The following is a 15,839-nucleotide window of genomic DNA, read 5'->3' on the forward strand; positions in this document are numbered from 1 at the left end:
TTGTCGTGGCGTCATCGTGCGTTGTCGTGCTTCATGGTGCGTTGTCGTGGCGCCGTCGTGCGTTGCCGTGCGTCGTGTCGTCGCCCGGTGCCCGCCGCGGGCGCGGTCAGCCGCGCCCGCGCAGTTCCCGCCTGAGGATCTTGCCACTGGTCGTCTTCGGCAGCTCGGGCAGGATCTCCACCTGCCGGGGACATTTGTACGCGGCCAGCCGTTCCCTGCAATGACCGGCCAGCTCGGCCGGCTCGGCGTGCTGCCCGGGCCGCAGGCTCACATACGCTTTCACCGACTCGCCCCGGTAGGCGTCCGGCACGCCGACCACCGCCGCCTCGCGCACCGCGGGGTGGCCGTACAGGACGTCCTCGACCTCCCGTGGCCACACCTTGAAGCCGGACGCGTTGATCATGTCCTTCTTGCGGTCGACGACGTACAGCCAGCCGTCCCGGTCCATGAAGCCGATGTCGCCGGTGCGCAGTTCACCGTCCGGCAGGGTCTCGGCGGTGGCGTCCGGGCGGCGCCAGTAGCCGGGCACCACCTGGGGGCCGCGCACGGCGATCTCGCCCTGCTCGCCGAACGGCACGTCCCGCCCCTGGCCGTCGATGATCCGTACGACCGTGTCGGGGCCCGGCACGCCGACGGCGAGCGTCCCGGAGGCCGGGTCCACGGGCGCCTCGCGGCCGGGCGGGACGCTGGCGCACGGCGCGGTGCACTCGGTCAGCCCGTAGCCGTTGTGCAGATACGGGCCGAAGGCCGCCCGGAACTTCTCGACCAGCGCGGGCGGCAGCGGCGCGCCGCCCGAGGAGAGCGAGGAGAACGACGCGAAGTGCGCGCGGGAGACTCCGGGCCGGGCCATCAGCGCCATGTACGCGGTGGACGGGCCGACCGTGTAGGCGGGCCGGTGCTCCAGGAAGGCGTCGAGGACCACGCCCGGCTCGAAGCGGTGGGCGAGCGCCAGAGTGCCCGCGTTGGTGAAGCAGGCGGCCAGTTCGCAGACCATGCCGGTGATGTGGAACAGCGGCGCCAGCGCGAAGTACGTGGCGCCGTCGGGCAGCGCCAGGCCGGTGCGCTGCCGCTCGGCGTTGTAGGCGATGTTGCCGTGGGTGTTGGTGGCGCCCTTGGGGGTGCCGCTGGTGCCGGAGGTGTAGCTGATGAGGGCGGTGTCCTCGGCGGCGGGCGGTGTCACGCCGGGCGGCTTGCCCTCGTACGCGCGGGCCGCGGCCAGCAGATCGTCGGCGCCCTCCCGCGGCCCGAGCCGCTCGCCGCGCAGCACGCGTGCGTCGTCCCGCGTCTGGAGGTCCCGTTCACAGGCGGTCAGGGCGATCCGTACGGAGGGGACCGCGCCGGCGGTCGCCCGCAGGAAGGCGTCCCAGGTGTGATCGACGCAGACGAGCGCGGTGACCCCGGCGTCGGTGAGGAGGTGCGTCATCTCGGCCGACTTGTACATGGGGTTGGCGGGCACGACGATGCCGCCCGCCTTCCAGACGCCGAGCAGCGCGAGCGCGAAGTGCGGGGTGTTCTGCAACATGATCGCGGCCCGGTCGCCGGGCCGGAAGCCGTGGGCCGCCAGATGCCCGGCCACGCCGTCGCTGAGCGCGTCGGCCTCGGCGTACGACAGCCGCCCGTCGAAGTAGGCGAAGGCGGTACGGTCCGGGGCGCGGCGGGCGGCGTCCCGGAAGGCGTGCAGGGCGGAGGGGTGCGGGTGCACGGGGGCGCGCTGGGCGTCGGTGAGCTGCGCCAGCCAGGGCTTGTCGGCGTAGGTGGTCATCGGGCCGTCCCCTCGGCTTCCGGCATACGGCTCCCGGCCTGCTCCAGCTTCCGCTGGAGGTGGTTCATCCCGCCCAGCCAGCGCTCGGTGTCGGCCGCCCGCGAGGTGTAGTACCCGCCGACCTCCGGGTGCGGCAGGACCAGGAACCGCTCTTCCGCCATGGCCGCGAAGAGCGCGTCGGCGACGGCGGCGGGCTCGATCGCCGTCGGGGTCAGCACCAGTTCCCCGGCCGCGCCGGTGCACGCGAGCATGTCCGTGCGCACCCCCTGCGGGCAGATGGCGTGCACCGCTATCCCCCGGTGCCGGTACGTCAGCGACAGCCACTCCGCGAAGGCGTACGCGCCGTGCTTGGTGACGCTGTACGGGGCCGCGCCGACCATGGTGAGCAGGCCCGCCGCGGACACGGTGGACACGAAACGGCCCGCGCCGCGCTCCAGCCACTCGGGCAGCAGCGCGCGGGCGGCCCGGACGTGCGCCATGACGTTGACGTCCCAGGCCAGCTCCCAGTCGGCGTCCGGCGCCTCCGGCCCGCCGCCGGTGCCGACCCCGGCGTTGGCGCAGAAGATGTCGACGGTCCCGCCGAGTGCCTCACGGGCCGCCGGTACGACGGTGGAGGCGTCCCCGGGGACGGCGACCGCACCGATCTCCCGCGCGGTCCGCCCGGCCTTCGCCGCGTCCAGGTCGTTGACCGCGACCCGCGCGCCCTCGGCGGCGAAGCGGCGGGCCAGCTCGGCCCCGATGCCACCGCCCGCCCCGGTCACCACGACTGTCCTGTCCCGTACGGCTTCCACCTGCGGTCTCCCTCGGTCGGCCCCTGACTCGACTGCCAGGCAGACTAACCAGTCGGTATGCCGGAGCGAAAGGGCGCGGACCCGCCCCTGAGCCGGACGCGGTGACGGCGCGCGGCACGCCGCCCGGCGCGTTCCCACGGAGGCCGCCGGGCGTTAGCGTGCGCACGACACTGGCCCGATGGCGGAGGTGGACGCATGACCCTGTCCAGACGGAACCTGCTGGCCGCGACGGCGGCCACGAGCGTGACGGGTGCGACGGCGATGACGGGTGAGGCGACCGCGGCGGACCTGGCGTACGACTCCCCGGCCACCCCCGCCACCGGGGCCCGCCCCCGGGTCCGCACCGGCTTCGACCGCCTCGCCGCCGACGGGTACGGCCTGCTGTCCGGCCGACGCGTCGGCATCGTCACCAATCCCACCGGCGTCACTCCGGACGTACGCCACATCGTGGACGTCCTGCACGCCGACGAACGGGTGGACCTGACCGCCGTCTTCGGCCCCGAGCACGGTTTCCGGGGCACGGCCCAGGCCGGCGGCTCGGAGGGCAGCTACAAGGACCCCGCCACCGGCCTGCCCGTCCACGACACGTACGGCAAGAGCGGCCGCGCGCTGGCGGGCGTCTTCACCCGGTCCGGCGTGGACACCGTCGTCTTCGACATCCAGGACGTCGGCGCGCGCTTCTACACCTACATCTGGACGCTGTACGACTGCATGGTCGCCGCCGTCCTCGCGGGCAAACGCTTCGTCGTCCTCGACCGTCCCAACCCGGTGACGGGCCGCGCCGCTTCCGGCCCCGTACTGGACCGGTCCCTGGCGTCCGGGGTCGGCCGCGAACCGATCGCGCTGGCCCACGGCATGACCGTGGCCGAGCTGGCCCTGCTCTTCAACACCGAGTTCGTGCCCCGCGCGGCGGGCCGGCCGGCCGAGCTGGAAACCGTCCTCATGAAGGGCTGGCGGCGCTCGGACTTCTTCGACGCGACCGGCCTCCCCTGGGTCCCGCCCAGCCCCAACATGCCCACCCCGGACACCGCCCTCGTCTACACGGGCACCTGCCTCTTCGAAGGCACCAACCTCTCCGAGGGCCGCGGCACCACCCGCCCCTTCGAGCTGCTGGGCGCGGACGGCATCGACCGCCACTGGTCCGCCGCCGCCACCGAACTGGCCGCCGCCATCGGCCTCACCGGCGTCCGCTTCCGGGAGGCGTACTTCGCCCCCACCTTCTCCAAGTTCCAGGGCAAGACCATCGGCGGCGTCCAGCTCCACGTCCACGACCGCGCGGCCTTCGACCCGGTCCGCACGGGCATCGCCCTTCTGATCACCGCCAAACAGACCTGGCCCGGCTTCACGTGGCGCCCCGACCACTGGATCGACAAACTGACCGGCACCCCACACGTCCGCACGATGATCGACGCGGGCGCGGGGGTGGACGAGGTGGCCGCGGCCTGGCAGGACGCCCTGGCGCGCTTCCGGAGGGTGCGGCGGGGGTATCTGCGGTACGGGTGACCGGGAGCGGCGGACTTCCCCTCCGTACGGCCGGAGGCGCGTGCCGCGACGGGCGCGATGTGCCCTGGTGGCGCCCGGGGCGTAAGGCCATGGTGGAAACCCGACCACCCGCTCGCGGAAGGACCGCGCCCCATGACCGCCCCCTCTCCATCCCCCTCCCCCGCCGTCCAGCTCACCGAACACGCCCTGGCCTACCTGCACTCCGCCGCACTGCGGGCGGCGGCCCTGCTCGGTGTCGCCGACCACCTGGCCGACGGCCCGCGCACCGCCGAGGAGCTGGCGGCCGCGACCGGCGCCGACGCCGGGCACCTGCGCCGCGCCCTGCGCCTCCTGGCGACACGCGAAGTCTTCCGCGAGGACGACGCGGGCGCCTTCCACCTCACCCCCGCGGCCGACCTCCTCCGCTCGGACGCCCCGTCCTCCATGCGGGACGCCGTCGTCATGCTCACCGACGATCCCTTCTGGCGGCCGGCCGGGCACCTCGCGGACACCGTCCGGTCCGGCCGCACCGTGTTCGACGAGATCTTCGGCGCGCCCTACTTCGGCCACCTGGAGCGTGTACCGGAAGCGGGCACCGTCTTCGACACCGGCATGGCCGGCCTGGCCGAGAGCGAGAACGACCCGATCGCCGCCGCGTACGACTTCCCCGCCACCGGCACGGTCGTGGACGTCGGCGGCGGACGCGGCGGGCTGCTGCGCCAGGTCCTGCTGCGCAACCCCGGCCTGACCGGCGTCCTCCACGACCAGGAGACGGTCCTCCGGCACCACACCCTGGACCTCCCCGACCTCACCGGCCGCTGGCAGACCCATGCAGGCGACTTCTTCGACGCCGTACCGCCCGGCGCCGACGTCTACCTCCTCAAGCGCATCCTGCACGACTGGAACGACGCCGACTGCGTCCGCGTCCTGCGCGCCTGCCGCACCGCCATGACCCGCCCCGGCAGCCGCCTTCTGGCCATCGACGCGGTGCTGCCCCCGGGCAACGAAACCCATCCCGCGAAATCCATGGACGTCCTGATGATGACCTCCCTCAACGGCCGCGAACGCGACGAGCCCGCCTTCCACCGGCTCCTCGCCGCCGCCGGGCTGCGAGTGACCCGGACGATCCCGACGGGCTCGACGCTGTCGATCGTGGAGGGGGTGGTGGGGTGAGAGCGGCGGCATCCCGGGGTGGCGCGGCGTTCACCGCCCGCGCCGGAACGGCGCGCCGCCCACGCCTGCCCGTCTCACTGTCCAAGACGCCCCATGCCATCCATTGACTGGTCCGGGATGACACGTGACAGTGCCGCTCGTGCACAGTGACGCGACTTCAGCAGCCGCCCCGGCGGAGCAGCCCCCGGCCGTGACGGTCCCCGCGCAGGACGAGCGGGCCGCCGCCGCGCCCGCCTCTGCGGAGCGCCTGCGCCGCGTGGCCGTGGCGTCGTTCATCGGGACGGCCATCGAGTTCTACGACTTCTACATCTACGGGACGGCCGCCGCGCTCGTCCTCAACCAGGCGTTCTTTCCCACGCTCGATCCGGTCAACGCCACCCTCGCGTCGTTCTCGACCTATGCGGTGGCGTTCGCGGCGCGGCCCATCGGGTCGGTGGTGTTCGGGCACTTCGGGGACCGGGTGGGGCGGAAGTCCGTGCTGGTGGCCTCGTTGCTGTTGATGGGGTTGTCGACAGCGATGGTGGGGCTGTTGCCCGGGTACGGAACGCTCGGGATCTGGGCGCCGTTGCTGCTGATCCTGTTGCGGTTCCTCCAGGGGATCGGGCTGGGCGGTGAGTGGGGCGGGGCCGCGCTGCTGGCGGTGGAGCACGCGCCGAAGAAGCGGCGCGGGCTGTATGCGGCGTTCCCGCAACTCGGGCCGTCGGTGGGGTTCTTCGCGGCGACGGGCGTGTTCTGGCTGCTGTCCGCCGTGCTGGACGACGGGGCATTCCGCTCGTGGGGCTGGCGAGTGCCGTTCCTGCTGTCGTTCCTGCTGGTCGGGGTGGGACTGTTCGTACGGCTGAAGATCAGTGAGACGCCGGTGTTCGCGAAGGTGATGGACGCGCGGGAGGCGAGCCGGGTGCCCGCGCTGGAGGTGCTGCGCCGGCATCCGCGTGAGCTGCTGCTCGGGGCGGGCGGCATGATCGTCGCGTATGGGCTCTTCTACACGGCGACGACGTACTGCCTGGCGTACGCCACCGGCACGCTCGGCGTCTCCCGCAACACCATGCTCGGCCTCTCCCTCGTCGCCTGCCTCTTCCTCGCGGCCGGCACCTGGCTCGCCGCCACCCGGTCGGACGGCGCGGGACGGCGCCGGCTGGTGCTGACCGGGACGGTGCTCGCGGGCGTCTGGGGGCTGATCCTCTTCCCCCTGCTGGACACCGGGCAGCCGGTGCTGATCGCGGTGGCGGTCGGCGGCGCGCTGTTCTGCATGGGGGTGGTGTACGGCCCGATGGGCGCGTACCTGCCGGAGCTGTTCGGCACGACGGTGCGGTACTCGGGCGCCTCGCTGGCGTACAACCTGGGCGGAGTGCTGGGCGGCGCGGTCTCGCCGCTGGTGGCGACCCGCTTGCAGGCGGCCTTCGGGTCCGGTTCGGTGGGCTGGTACGTGACGGCGATGGCGGTGGTGTCGCTGGTGTGCGTGCTGGCACTGCCGGAGACGCGGGAGCGCGACCTGGGCTGACGGCACCCACCGCACCCCGTGTCGGCGTCCGGCCGTCCGGCGTGGGCGCCGCCTGCCGCGAACGGGCCATGCGTGGCGTATGGCCGGATCCGCCCGCCCGCAGGACGATGCGCTGCACACCGCGGCGCGGCTCGAACTCCGGCCCGGCAGCGTGGTCCGGCGCGCCGCCCAGGGGGTCGTCATGACGGATACCGCAGACAGTTCCGGCGCGCGGGCGGCCGGGGGCATCGGCGTACAGCCGTACTGGGAGCTGACGTTCGACGCCGACGGCGATCCGGACGCCGGACAGCGTGACCGGCTGGTGGCCGGGGCGGCGCAGCAGCGCGTCACCGACCTGCTCGTGTTCGCGCACGGCTGGAACAACGACCGGTCGATGGCCACGCGCCTGTACGGGCGGTTCTTCGCGCCGTTCCCGGCCATGGCGGGCGCCGGGGTACGGCTCGGCTACACCGGCGTGATCTGGCCCGCGATGCGTTTCACGGACGAGCCGATCCCGGACTTCGACCCGGCGGCGGGCCCGCCACAGGCCGCGGCGCCGGCCGGGCCGCCGCTGCTGGACGACGCGTCGCTGCGCGCCCTGGCGCGGGTCTTCCCCGGCCGGGAGCTGACGCTGCGGCGCTTCCAGGAGCTGCTCGCGGAGCGGCCCGCGGCCCGTTCCGCCTTCGACGAGTTCGCGCGCCTCCTACGGGAGCTGGTGGCGGTGCGCGAGAACGACCCCGCGCGGCGGCTGGCCGAGGACGTGGGCACCGGTACGCCCGCGATGCTCACCGACGACCCGTTGGGAGTGTGTGAGATCTTCACGGCGGCGCTGGAGAAGTGCGGCCACCAGGAGCTGTTCGGCGACGGGCTCGGGCGGCTGTGGAACGGGGCCAAGGAGTTCCTGCGGCAGACCGCCTACTACGCGATGAAGCGGCGCGCGGGCGTGGTGGGCCGGCTCGGGCTGGGCCCGGCGCTCGGCAAGCTGGTGACGGGCGCGCCGGGTACGCGGATCCACCTGATCGGGCACAGTTTCGGGGCCCGCCTGGTGTCGTACGGGCTGCACGGGATGCCGCCCGGCGTGACCGGGGTGAAGTCCGTGACACTGCTGCAAGGGGCGTTCTCGCACTACGCGTTCGCCGCCCGGCTGCCGCACGACCCCGACCGCGGCGGGGCGCTGAAGGGGGTGCAGCAGCGGGTGGACGGCCCGGTGGTGGCCTGTTATTCGCGGCACGACTCGGCACTGAGCCACCTGTATCCGCTGGCCTCCAAGCTCTCCGGTGACTCGGCGGGCTTCCTGGGCCTGTTCGACCGGTGGGGCGCGATCGGCCACGACGGCATCCAGGCCGTGGACGGCGCCCGGCGCCTGAAGCTGGGCGCCGCGGTGCCCGGTGCGGGCTGTGTGAGCGTCGACGCGTCCTCGGTCGTCCGCGACGGCCCGCCGCCGGCCGGCGCGCACAGCGACGTCTGTCACGCGGAACTGGCGCGTGTGGTCCTCGCTGCCGGGCGGGTGGTCACCAGGTAGGCCGGGGAGCGCGCGGCACCGCCGTCCGGTTCCCTTCCGTATGGGACCGCACCGGACCGTATGGGACCGCGCCGGACCGTATCGGACCGCACCGGAACGTATCGGACCGCGCCGGGCCGGAAGGAGCCAAGTCGGCCGCCGTACGGATCGATCGGCCGCGGCGCGGGTACCAGCAGTCACCGGCGCATCTCTCACAAGGGCTGCCGGTAGCGCGCCGCGGCCGGAAGGCGGACGACCTTAACTTTCTCAAATCCCCACAGATGTACGGTGGATGATGCACACGAGGCGCGCTGGGCGCCGCGGGGGACACCGGGAGCGAGTGACGCGCCCGGTGCGGCGCGAGTGCCGCCACCACATATCCGCAAGACAGTTCGATGGATCCGGCGGGCGGTCCGCTACGTCCATTCCCTGTCCAGTCGGGTCCTCCCCACGGAGGTGGGATGAATTGGCCGGTTTCAGAGCTCTCGCAGAACAGGTGCGCAACCCCCGTCTCGTCGCCACGCAGCGACGCACGGCGTTGCGCAAGTGCCTGGAACGCTTCGCCCCGTACGGGCACCGCGCGACCTGGCACCATCTGTGCACCAGGGCGGGCATCGCGACCGAGGACCGCGAACCCGACCCGGCGCGGCTGATGGCCGCTCTGGAGGAACTGGAGGAGGCCCGCGCCGTCTGGCTCGGGTACGAGAAGGAGTTCGCGGCGCGCCGGCGCCGCGAGAAGCACGACGGCATCCGGCAGCCCAGCGCGCTCGACGACTGGCACCGGCGCACCTGGGGCGGCTGTGACATCGTGCCGTGCGAGGCGCCCCACCGGCATCCGGCGGCGCCGCTGGCCGCGGTGCTGCGCAGCATGATCCGGGCGATGGAGTCGGGCACGCCGCGGTCCGGCTGCCCGGTCTGCGGGGCGCAGCGCTTCGTGTGGCGCACGGACCTCGAACGTTTTCCGGTGGCCGGACCGGTGTGCCAGGAGTGCGGGGTCGTGGCGCCGCTCTCGGTGCTGACCCGGGAGGCGGTGGCGGGGGCGCGGGAGTCCTCGCGTGAACGGCGGCTGTCCGTGGCGGCCTGAGACACGGCCTCCGGGCGGCCGCGGGGCGGACGCCCCGCCGCCGGAGCCCGCCGCCAGGGCCCGTTGTCAGACCCTGGTGTCATGCTCGGGGGCATGGTGCAGGTATGCCTCAACGGCTCACGGAACGCCGCCGGTTCCGGGGTGGTGCCGATGACCCCGGCGGAGCTGGCCGATGCCGCGGGGAAGGCGGTCGCGGCCGGCGCCCGGGACATCCATGTCCACCCCAGGTCGCCGTGCGGCCGGGAGTCCCTCATGCCCGGCGTGCTGACCCCGGTGCTGGAGGCGATCCGGGCGGTGGTGGACGTGCCGGTGGGGGTCACCACCGGCGCCTGGGCCGAGCCGGACCCGGCGCGCAGGGTGGCCTGCGTACGGGCATGGCCGGTGCTGCCCGATCATGCCTCGGTGAACTGGCACGAGCCGGGCGCCGAGGCGGTCGCCGCCGCCCTGCTGGAGCGCGGGGTCGGCGTCGAGGCGGGCATCTGGTCGGGCACGGACGGCGCGGAGCGCTTCGCGGCCGCACCGCTGGGGCCGCGGGTGCTGCGGGTGCTGGCCGAGGTCATGGACCCGTGCACCGCTTCGGCGCGGCAGACGGCGCGCGGTCTGCTGCGCGCGCTGGACGCGTACGGCGCGCACGGCCGCCCGGTGCTGCTGCACGGCGAGGACGGCGGGGCCTGGCCGGTGCTGCGGCTCGCCGGCGAGCTGGGGCTGGCCACCCGCATCGGTGTCGAGGACACGTTGCTGCTGCCGGACGGTTCGCCCGCCGCCTCCAACGCGGAGCTGGTGCGCGCGGCGCTGCGGGAGCGGGAGGCGGGGGCACGGCCGCCGGGGCGGGAGCCAACTGCGCGGACGCCGGAGCGGGTGCCCGAGGCGCGCACTCCGGAGCGGGAGGCGGAGTCGCGGATACCGGAGCGGACTCCGGAGGCGCCGACACCGGCGGCGCGGCCTCCGGAGCGCGCGGCCAGGAGCGGGGCCGGTGAGGGCGGACCCGGCGCGGCCACCGGGCAGGACCGACCGCAGCCCGGAGACGCCGGCCTGCGCCCCGGAAGCGGCGGCGCCCTTCCCCGGGGTAGGTGAACGATGTACGTTCCGCGTCATGCGCGCGTCCGCCCTCTCCCGTACCGTCGCGCCACCCGGGTGGAGCCGCCGGCTCGTGCCGCCCGCGGCGCTGTCCATCCACCTCGCCATCGGACAGGCGTATGCCTGGAGCGTGTTCAAGTCGCCCTTGGAGTCCTCGCTCGGGCTGTCCGGCACGGCCTCCGCGCTGCCCTTCCAACTGGCCATCGTGATGCTGGGACTGTCCGCCGCCTTCGGCGGCACCCTCGTGGAGCGCAACGGTCCGCGCTGGGCGATGGCCGTCTCGGCCGTCTGCTTCTCCTCCGGTTTCCTGGTCGCGGCGCTCGGCGCGGCCACCCGGCAGTACTGGCTCGTCGTCCTGGGCTACGGCTTCATCGGCGGCATCGGCCTGGGGATCGGCTACATCTCCCCCGTATCGACGCTGCTGAAGTGGTTCCCCGACCGCCCCGGCACGGCCACCGGCATCGCCATCATGGGCTTCGGCGGCGGCGCCCTGATCGCCTCGCCGTGGTCCGCCGGGCTGCTGGCCGCCCTGGGCGCGGACGCCCCCGGCATCGCCCGTACGTTCCTGGTCATGGGGCTGGCGTACGCCGCCTTCATGACGCCCGGCGTGCTGCTCGTACGGGTGCCGCCCGCCGGGCCGGACGCCCCCGGTGCACGCCGGGCGGCGGCCGTGCCCCGCCCGCTGGTCACCACCGCGCAGGTCTCGGCCCGTAACGCGCTGCGCACGCCGCAGTTCTGGTGCCTGTGGGTGGTTCTGTGCACGAATGTCACGGCGGGTATCGGCATCCTGGAGAAGGCCGCGCCGATGGTCTCCGACTTCTTCGCCCGCGGCTCCGCGCCGGTGAGCGCGTCGGCCGCCGCGGGCTTCGTCGGCCTGCTCTCGCTCGCCAACATGCTCGGCCGGATCGTCTGGTCGGCCACCTCCGCCTTGGCGGGCCGCAAGCACGTGTACCGCCTCCATCTGGCGCCGGCGCGCTGATGTACCTGCTGATCGCGCTGGCCGGGGACTCCTCCAAGCCGCTGTTCATCGGGTGCGCGGCGGTCATCCTGTCCTTCTACGGCGGTGGGTTCGCCTCCGTACCGGCCTATCTGAAGGACCTGTTCGGCACGTACCAGGTGGGGCGATCCATGGCCGGCTGCTCACCGCCTGGTCCACCGCGGGCGTCCTGGGGCCGCTGATCGTCAACGCCGTCGCCGACGCGCGCCGCTCCTCCGGGCACACCGGCGCCGAGCTGTACACGACATCCTTCTTCGTCATGATCGGCCTGCTCGTCGTGGGGTTCGCCGCCAACGAGCTGGTGCGGCCCGTACACCCCCGGTACCACGAACCGCCGTCCGCCGGGTCCCGGCCGGCGCACCCCGCGCCGGCGGCCCCCTCGTCCACCGCCCCGAAGGGAGCAGCCCCGTGACCGCCCGGCGCACCGCCCTGCTCGTCCTGGCCTGGCTGTGGGTGGGCCTGCCGTTCGGGTACGGCCTTTACGAACTGGCCCTGAAACTGAGACAACTCTTCACGGGCTGAGTAAGGCAGGCCCCGCGCACCAGGCCCCCGGGCCCCGGGAACACCGGGATCCGGGCCCTCACCACCGGCACACGCGAAGGCGGACGTCCATGGCAGAGCTGCACGACCTGACCGCTCTGGAACAGGCCGCGGGGGTGCGGACCGGCGAGCTGTCCCCCGTCGAGATCACCGAGCACTACCTCGCCCGCGCCGAGCGACTGGACGCCACGCTCGGCGCGTTCCTCACCCGTACCCCCGACATCGCCCGCAAACAGGCGGCCGCCGCGGAGGACGAGGCCACCGCCGCGCGCCGCGAGGGCCGTGCGCTGCCGCCGCTGCACGGCGTGCCCGTACCGGTCAAGGACCTCAACCAGGTCGCCGGTGTGCGCTGCACGATGGGGTCGCGGACGCTGGCCGGCAACGTGGCGCGGATGGACGACCACGTCGTCACCAAGCTGCGCGAGGCAGGCACGATCCTGCTCGGCAAGACCAACACCCCCGAATTCGGCCTCCCCTGCTACACGGAGAACCTCCTCGCGCCGCCCGCCCGCACACCGTGGGACCTGGAGCGTTCGGCGGGCGGTTCGAGCGGCGGGGCGGCCGCCGCGGTGGCCGGCGGGCTGGCGCCCGTGGCGCACGGCAGCGACGGCGGCGGGTCCATCCGCATCCCCGCCTCGGTCTGCGGGCTGTACGGCATCAAGCCGAGTCGTGGTCTGATCAGTTCCGGCCCGCTGCTCCACGACGTGACGGGCCTGGGCACCTCGGGCCCGCTCGCCCGTACGGTCGCGGACGCCGCCGCGCTGCTGGACGCGATGGCCGGCCCGATGCCCGGCGCCCCGTACACGGCCCCCGCGCTGCCCCCGGGCGAGACGTACACCGCGTACGCCGGACGTGACCCGGGGCGGCTGCGCATCGGCTGGCTGGCCGGCGCGCCCTTCCCCGGCATCGAGGTGCACCCGGACTGCCGGGCCGCCGTCCTGGAGACGGCCGCGCTCCTCGCCGACCTCGGCCACGAGGTGGACGAGCTGACGCTGCCCGCCGACGACAGCTCCCGCCACGCCTTCACCCGCGTCTGGTCGGTGATCGCCGCCAACCGCCCGGTGCCGCCGGAGGACGAGGCGGACCTGATGCCGCTGACCCGCTACCTGCGGGAGCGCGGCGCTCAGGTCCCGGCGGTCGAGTACGCACGTGCCCTGTACGCGTTCCGGATGCTCGGGCAGCTCGTCGCCGACGGTGTGATGCCCCGGGACGGCGGCTTCGACGTGCTGCTGACCCCGACGGTCGCCCAGCCGCCGCCGCGCGTCGGCGAGCTGCGCGACGACGCCGACCCGCGGGCCGAGTTCGCCGCCGTCGGCGCCTTCACCCCGTACACGCCGCTGTACAACGCCACCGGCCAGCCCGCGGTGAGCCTCCCGCTGCACTGGAACGCGGCGGGCCTGCCGATCGGCGTCATGCTCGGCGGACGGTACGGGGACGACGCGACGCTCGTCGCGCTCTCCGCGCAGGTGGAGCGGGCCCGGCCGTGGGCGGACCGCAAGCCCGCCGTGTGGTGAGAGCCCGTGTCCCACCCCCGGCCGGGCGCCCGCCGCCCGGCCGCACGGCGGTCACCGCTCCGCCCGGCGGCGCTGCGGTCCGTCCCCCGCCCGCGATGCCGCGGTCCGCATTCCGCTCCGCGCCCCTTCGGTCCGCGCTCCGTCCGGCGGTACGGCGGTCACCGCTCCGCCCGGCGGCGGGGTCGTCGTCCCGGGCGCCGGGCGTCAGGGACCGGTCGTACAGCGCTCGTCCGTGACGGAGTCGGCCGCTCCGGGCACACAGCGGTCCTCCCCGGCCCGCGGCGCGGACGCGCCGTCACGGGCCCGGGAAGCACCGGCGCCGGCACCCGTCCCGGACGCACCGTCCTCCGCCTCGGAGGTGCCGCCGCGCCCCCGGGACGGCCCGCCGACCCGGTCCACGCGCAGCCGCCGGGCACCCGCGCCCTGCTCCCCGAGCTGGTCGTACGGGTTCGACAGGGCGCACTTCTGCAGGGACAGGCAGCCGCAGCCGATGCAGTCCGTCAACCGGTCCCGCAGCTCGACGAGCTGGTTGATGCGCTCCTCCAGCTCCTCGCGCCACACCTCGGAAAGCCGGGCCCAGTCGTCCCGGTTGGGGGTGCGTTCGTCGGGCAGCTCGGCGAGTGCGTCGCGGATGACGGCCAGCGGGATGCCGACCCGCTGGGCGGCGCGCACGAAGGCGACCCTGCGCAGCGCGTCACGGGTGTAACGGCGCTGGTTGCCCGCGGTCCTGGTGCTGCTGATCAGCCCCTTGGACTCGTAGAAGTGCAGGGCGGAGACCGCCGCGCCGCTCCGCGCGGAGAGCTGGCCGACCGTGAGCTCGTGGACCTTGTAAGGAAGCTGAGGCACGGGACAACCCTATCCGTGGGCACACCCGGTGGTCTGCGGGGATACGCCCGGCCCGGGCGGCCGGGCAGGCGCGTACGGTCGGGTGCGTCCGGGTCCTCGGGCGGGCGGACACACGCCTCGCCGCCCGTCCGCCGCACACCGGCGGTGTGCGCAGGGCGGCGGTCTGCCGGCTCCCGATCACGGGCCGGAGCGGACGGTACGCGATCGCGGACAGCACCAATGCGGACAGCGCGCGATCACGGACAGCACCGCAGCGAGCCGCACGCGGTCACGGGCAGAGCCGAAGCAGACAGTCCACGGTCACAGATAAAAGCGGCTGAGCGTCTCCGCGACACAGACCGGCTTCTCGCCGCCCTCCCGCTCGACGGTCACCGTCGTCGCGAGCTGCACGCCGCCGGACACCTCCGTCACCCCCGCGATCCGGGCCGTCGCCCGCAGCCGCGAGCCGACCGGGACGGGGGCCGGGAAACGGACCTTGTCCACGCCGTAGTTGATGCCCATCGTGACGTTGTCGACCCGCAGGAGCTGCGGTACGAGGGCGGGCAGCAGCGCCAGCGTCAGGTAGCCGTGCGCGATGGTGGTGCCGAACGGCCCGGACGCGGCCCGCTCCGGGTCGACGTGGATCCACTGGTGGTCGCCGGTGGCGTCGGCGAACAGATCGATCTGCTTCTGGTCTATCTCCAGCCAGTCACTGGTGCCGAGGTCCTCGCCGACCGCGGCCCGCAGTTCGTCGAGCGAGCCGAACACCCGGGGCTCTGCCATGTCCGTTTGCCTCCTCAGGCTCCGCGGAAGCGGACCTCACCGTCCGCCGACCAAGCGCTTGCTCAGAATGTGCGGCGGGCCCGCCCCTGTCAATGCCCTCCCGGCCCCGGCGCCGCCTCCGTCCCGGCGCCCGCCTCCGCATCGGTCCTGACTCCGCTCGGGCCCCGCCCCCTCCGCGTCCGGCTCACGGCCTCGCGCCGACCATGCGCAGCACGAGGCCCGCGTACAGGTCGCCCACCTCCTCGGGCGTACGGGCGCCCTCGGCCGAGAACCAACGGGCCACGTCCACGCAGAGCGACAGCACCGCGAGCGTGGTGCCCGACACGTCGCCGACCGTGAACTCCCCCGCGTCCACGCCGTCCTGGAGGATGCCGCGCAGTGAACGGTCGGTGCGCCGCCGCAGATCGGCGACGTGCCCGTAGTGCTCCTCGCTCAGCGCCTGGAGCTCGTACTGGATGACCCGTGCGGTGGTGTGGTGCCGGGCGTGCCAGCACGCGAAGGTGCGGACGGCGGCGGAGAGGCGCTCGGTGGGGCCGCCGTCGGTGGCGGCCGCCTCCTCCATGATCCGCAGGGCCTTCTCGTGGCCGACACCGCTGATGCTGAAGAGCAGCTCTTCCTTGGTCTTGTAGTGGATGTAGAGCGCGGCCGGGCTCATGCCGGCCCGGCCCGCGATGTCGCGGGTGGTGGTGGCGTGGTAGCCGCGCTCGGCGAACGCCTGGACGGCGGCACGGACCAGACGGCGGGCCGCTTCCGGGGTCACATCGGCCCAGTCCTCCGCCGAACCGTCCGCCTGCTCCGCCTCCGTGACCATCGCGCACCCCGATCCTCGG

At 74.2% G+C, this 15,839-nt stretch carries 11 protein-coding genes and 2 pseudogenes; 8 read left to right on the forward strand and 5 right to left on the reverse strand.

What is annotated here, in order from left to right:
- Positions 1 to 106: 106 nt before the first annotated feature.
- Positions 107 to 1,762, reverse strand: a complete 1,656-nt coding sequence (locus ACH4EB_RS12995; RefSeq protein ID WP_398347474.1) for a class I adenylate-forming enzyme family protein — start codon at positions 1,760 to 1,762, stop codon at positions 107 to 109.
- Entirely contained in the window at positions 1,759 to 2,553 is a 795-nt protein-coding gene (locus ACH4EB_RS13000) for an SDR family oxidoreductase (RefSeq protein WP_398347475.1), read from the reverse strand. The genes ACH4EB_RS12995 and ACH4EB_RS13000 overlap by 4 nt, the downstream gene beginning before the upstream one ends.
- A gap of 195 nt (positions 2,554 to 2,748) precedes the next feature.
- Here ACH4EB_RS13000 and ACH4EB_RS13005 point away from each other — a divergent pair, with 195 nt between their 5' ends.
- The 8 genes and pseudogenes from ACH4EB_RS13005 (at position 2,749) to ACH4EB_RS13040 (ending at position 13,401) form a co-directional block, all read left to right on the forward strand.
- Entirely contained in the window at positions 2,749 to 4,056 is a 1,308-nt protein-coding gene (locus ACH4EB_RS13005; RefSeq protein WP_398347476.1) for an exo-beta-N-acetylmuramidase NamZ domain-containing protein, read from the forward strand.
- 132 nt (positions 4,057 to 4,188) lie between these two features.
- On the forward strand, positions 4,189 to 5,208 hold the full coding sequence (locus ACH4EB_RS13010; RefSeq protein WP_398347477.1) for a methyltransferase: 1,020 nt from the start codon (positions 4,189 to 4,191) through the stop codon (positions 5,206 to 5,208).
- Between the two features lie 190 nt (positions 5,209 to 5,398).
- Positions 5,399 to 6,709, forward strand: coding sequence for an MFS transporter (locus tag ACH4EB_RS13015; RefSeq protein ID WP_398347625.1), 1,311 nt, complete (start codon positions 5,399 to 5,401; stop codon positions 6,707 to 6,709).
- 181 nt (positions 6,710 to 6,890) lie between these two features.
- A complete protein-coding gene (locus ACH4EB_RS13020; protein ID WP_398347626.1) occupies positions 6,891 to 8,210 on the forward strand; it encodes a serine-threonine protein kinase in 1,320 nt (439 codons plus the stop codon).
- A 445-nt stretch (positions 8,211 to 8,655) separates the two neighbouring features.
- Complete coding sequence (locus ACH4EB_RS13025; protein WP_398347478.1) at positions 8,656 to 9,273, forward strand: hypothetical protein; 618 nt, start codon at positions 8,656 to 8,658, stop codon at positions 9,271 to 9,273.
- Between the two features lie 93 nt (positions 9,274 to 9,366).
- Positions 9,367 to 10,143 (forward strand): annotated as a pseudogene (locus ACH4EB_RS13030) (3-keto-5-aminohexanoate cleavage protein); the annotation flags it as partial.
- Between the two features lie 223 nt (positions 10,144 to 10,366).
- Positions 10,367 to 11,759: pseudogene (locus ACH4EB_RS13035) on the forward strand (OFA family MFS transporter).
- 199 nt (positions 11,760 to 11,958) lie between these two features.
- Positions 11,959 to 13,401, forward strand: a complete 1,443-nt coding sequence (locus tag ACH4EB_RS13040) for an amidase (protein WP_398347479.1) — start codon at positions 11,959 to 11,961, stop codon at positions 13,399 to 13,401.
- A 204-nt stretch (positions 13,402 to 13,605) separates the two neighbouring features.
- Here the strand turns inward: ACH4EB_RS13040 and soxR are convergent, their stop codons facing one another.
- The 3 genes from soxR to ACH4EB_RS13055 all read right to left on the reverse strand — a co-directional run bounded on the left by soxR (position 13,606) and on the right by ACH4EB_RS13055 (position 15,820).
- Positions 13,606 to 14,247 carry a redox-sensitive transcriptional activator SoxR gene (soxR, locus tag ACH4EB_RS13045; RefSeq protein ID WP_398347480.1) on the reverse strand — a complete coding sequence of 214 codons (642 nt, stop codon included), beginning with the start codon at positions 14,245 to 14,247 and terminating at the stop codon, positions 13,606 to 13,608.
- A gap of 300 nt (positions 14,248 to 14,547) precedes the next feature.
- The gene (locus ACH4EB_RS13050) at positions 14,548 to 15,009 is read right to left on the reverse strand and encodes a MaoC family dehydratase (RefSeq protein WP_398347481.1); all 462 of its coding nucleotides are present in this window, start codon (positions 15,007 to 15,009) and stop codon (positions 14,548 to 14,550) included.
- Positions 15,010 to 15,193: 184 nt separating this feature from the next.
- Positions 15,194 to 15,820 (reverse strand): TetR/AcrR family transcriptional regulator, encoded by a 627-nt coding sequence (locus ACH4EB_RS13055; RefSeq protein WP_398347482.1) that lies wholly within the window; start codon positions 15,818 to 15,820, stop codon positions 15,194 to 15,196.
- Positions 15,821 to 15,839: the final 19 nt, after the last annotated feature.

It is taken from the genome of Streptomyces sp. NPDC018045 (genome assembly GCF_044327445.1).
Classification (GTDB): Bacteria; Actinomycetota; Actinomycetes; order Streptomycetales; family Streptomycetaceae; genus Streptomyces.

Bases quoted from the DNA above. Each gene is read 5' to 3' on its own strand.
- ACH4EB_RS12995 (WP_398347474.1), bottom strand. From the start codon at position 1,762: ATGACCACCTACGCCGACAAGCCCTGGCTGGCGCAGCTCACCGACGCC.
- ACH4EB_RS13005 (WP_398347476.1), top strand. From the start codon at position 2,749: ATGACCCTGTCCAGACGGAACCTGCTGGCCGCGACGGCGGCCACGAGC.
- ACH4EB_RS13010 (WP_398347477.1), top strand. From the start codon at position 4,189: ATGACCGCCCCCTCTCCATCCCCCTCCCCCGCCGTCCAGCTCACCGAA.
- ACH4EB_RS13020 (WP_398347626.1), top strand. From the start codon at position 6,891: ATGACGGATACCGCAGACAGTTCCGGCGCGCGGGCGGCCGGGGGCATC.
- ACH4EB_RS13040 (WP_398347479.1), top strand. From the start codon at position 11,959: ATGGCAGAGCTGCACGACCTGACCGCTCTGGAACAGGCCGCGGGGGTG.
- ACH4EB_RS13050 (WP_398347481.1), bottom strand. From the start codon at position 15,009: ATGGCAGAGCCCCGGGTGTTCGGCTCGCTCGACGAACTGCGGGCCGCG.
- ACH4EB_RS13055 (WP_398347482.1), bottom strand. From the start codon at position 15,820: ATGGTCACGGAGGCGGAGCAGGCGGACGGTTCGGCGGAGGACTGGGCC.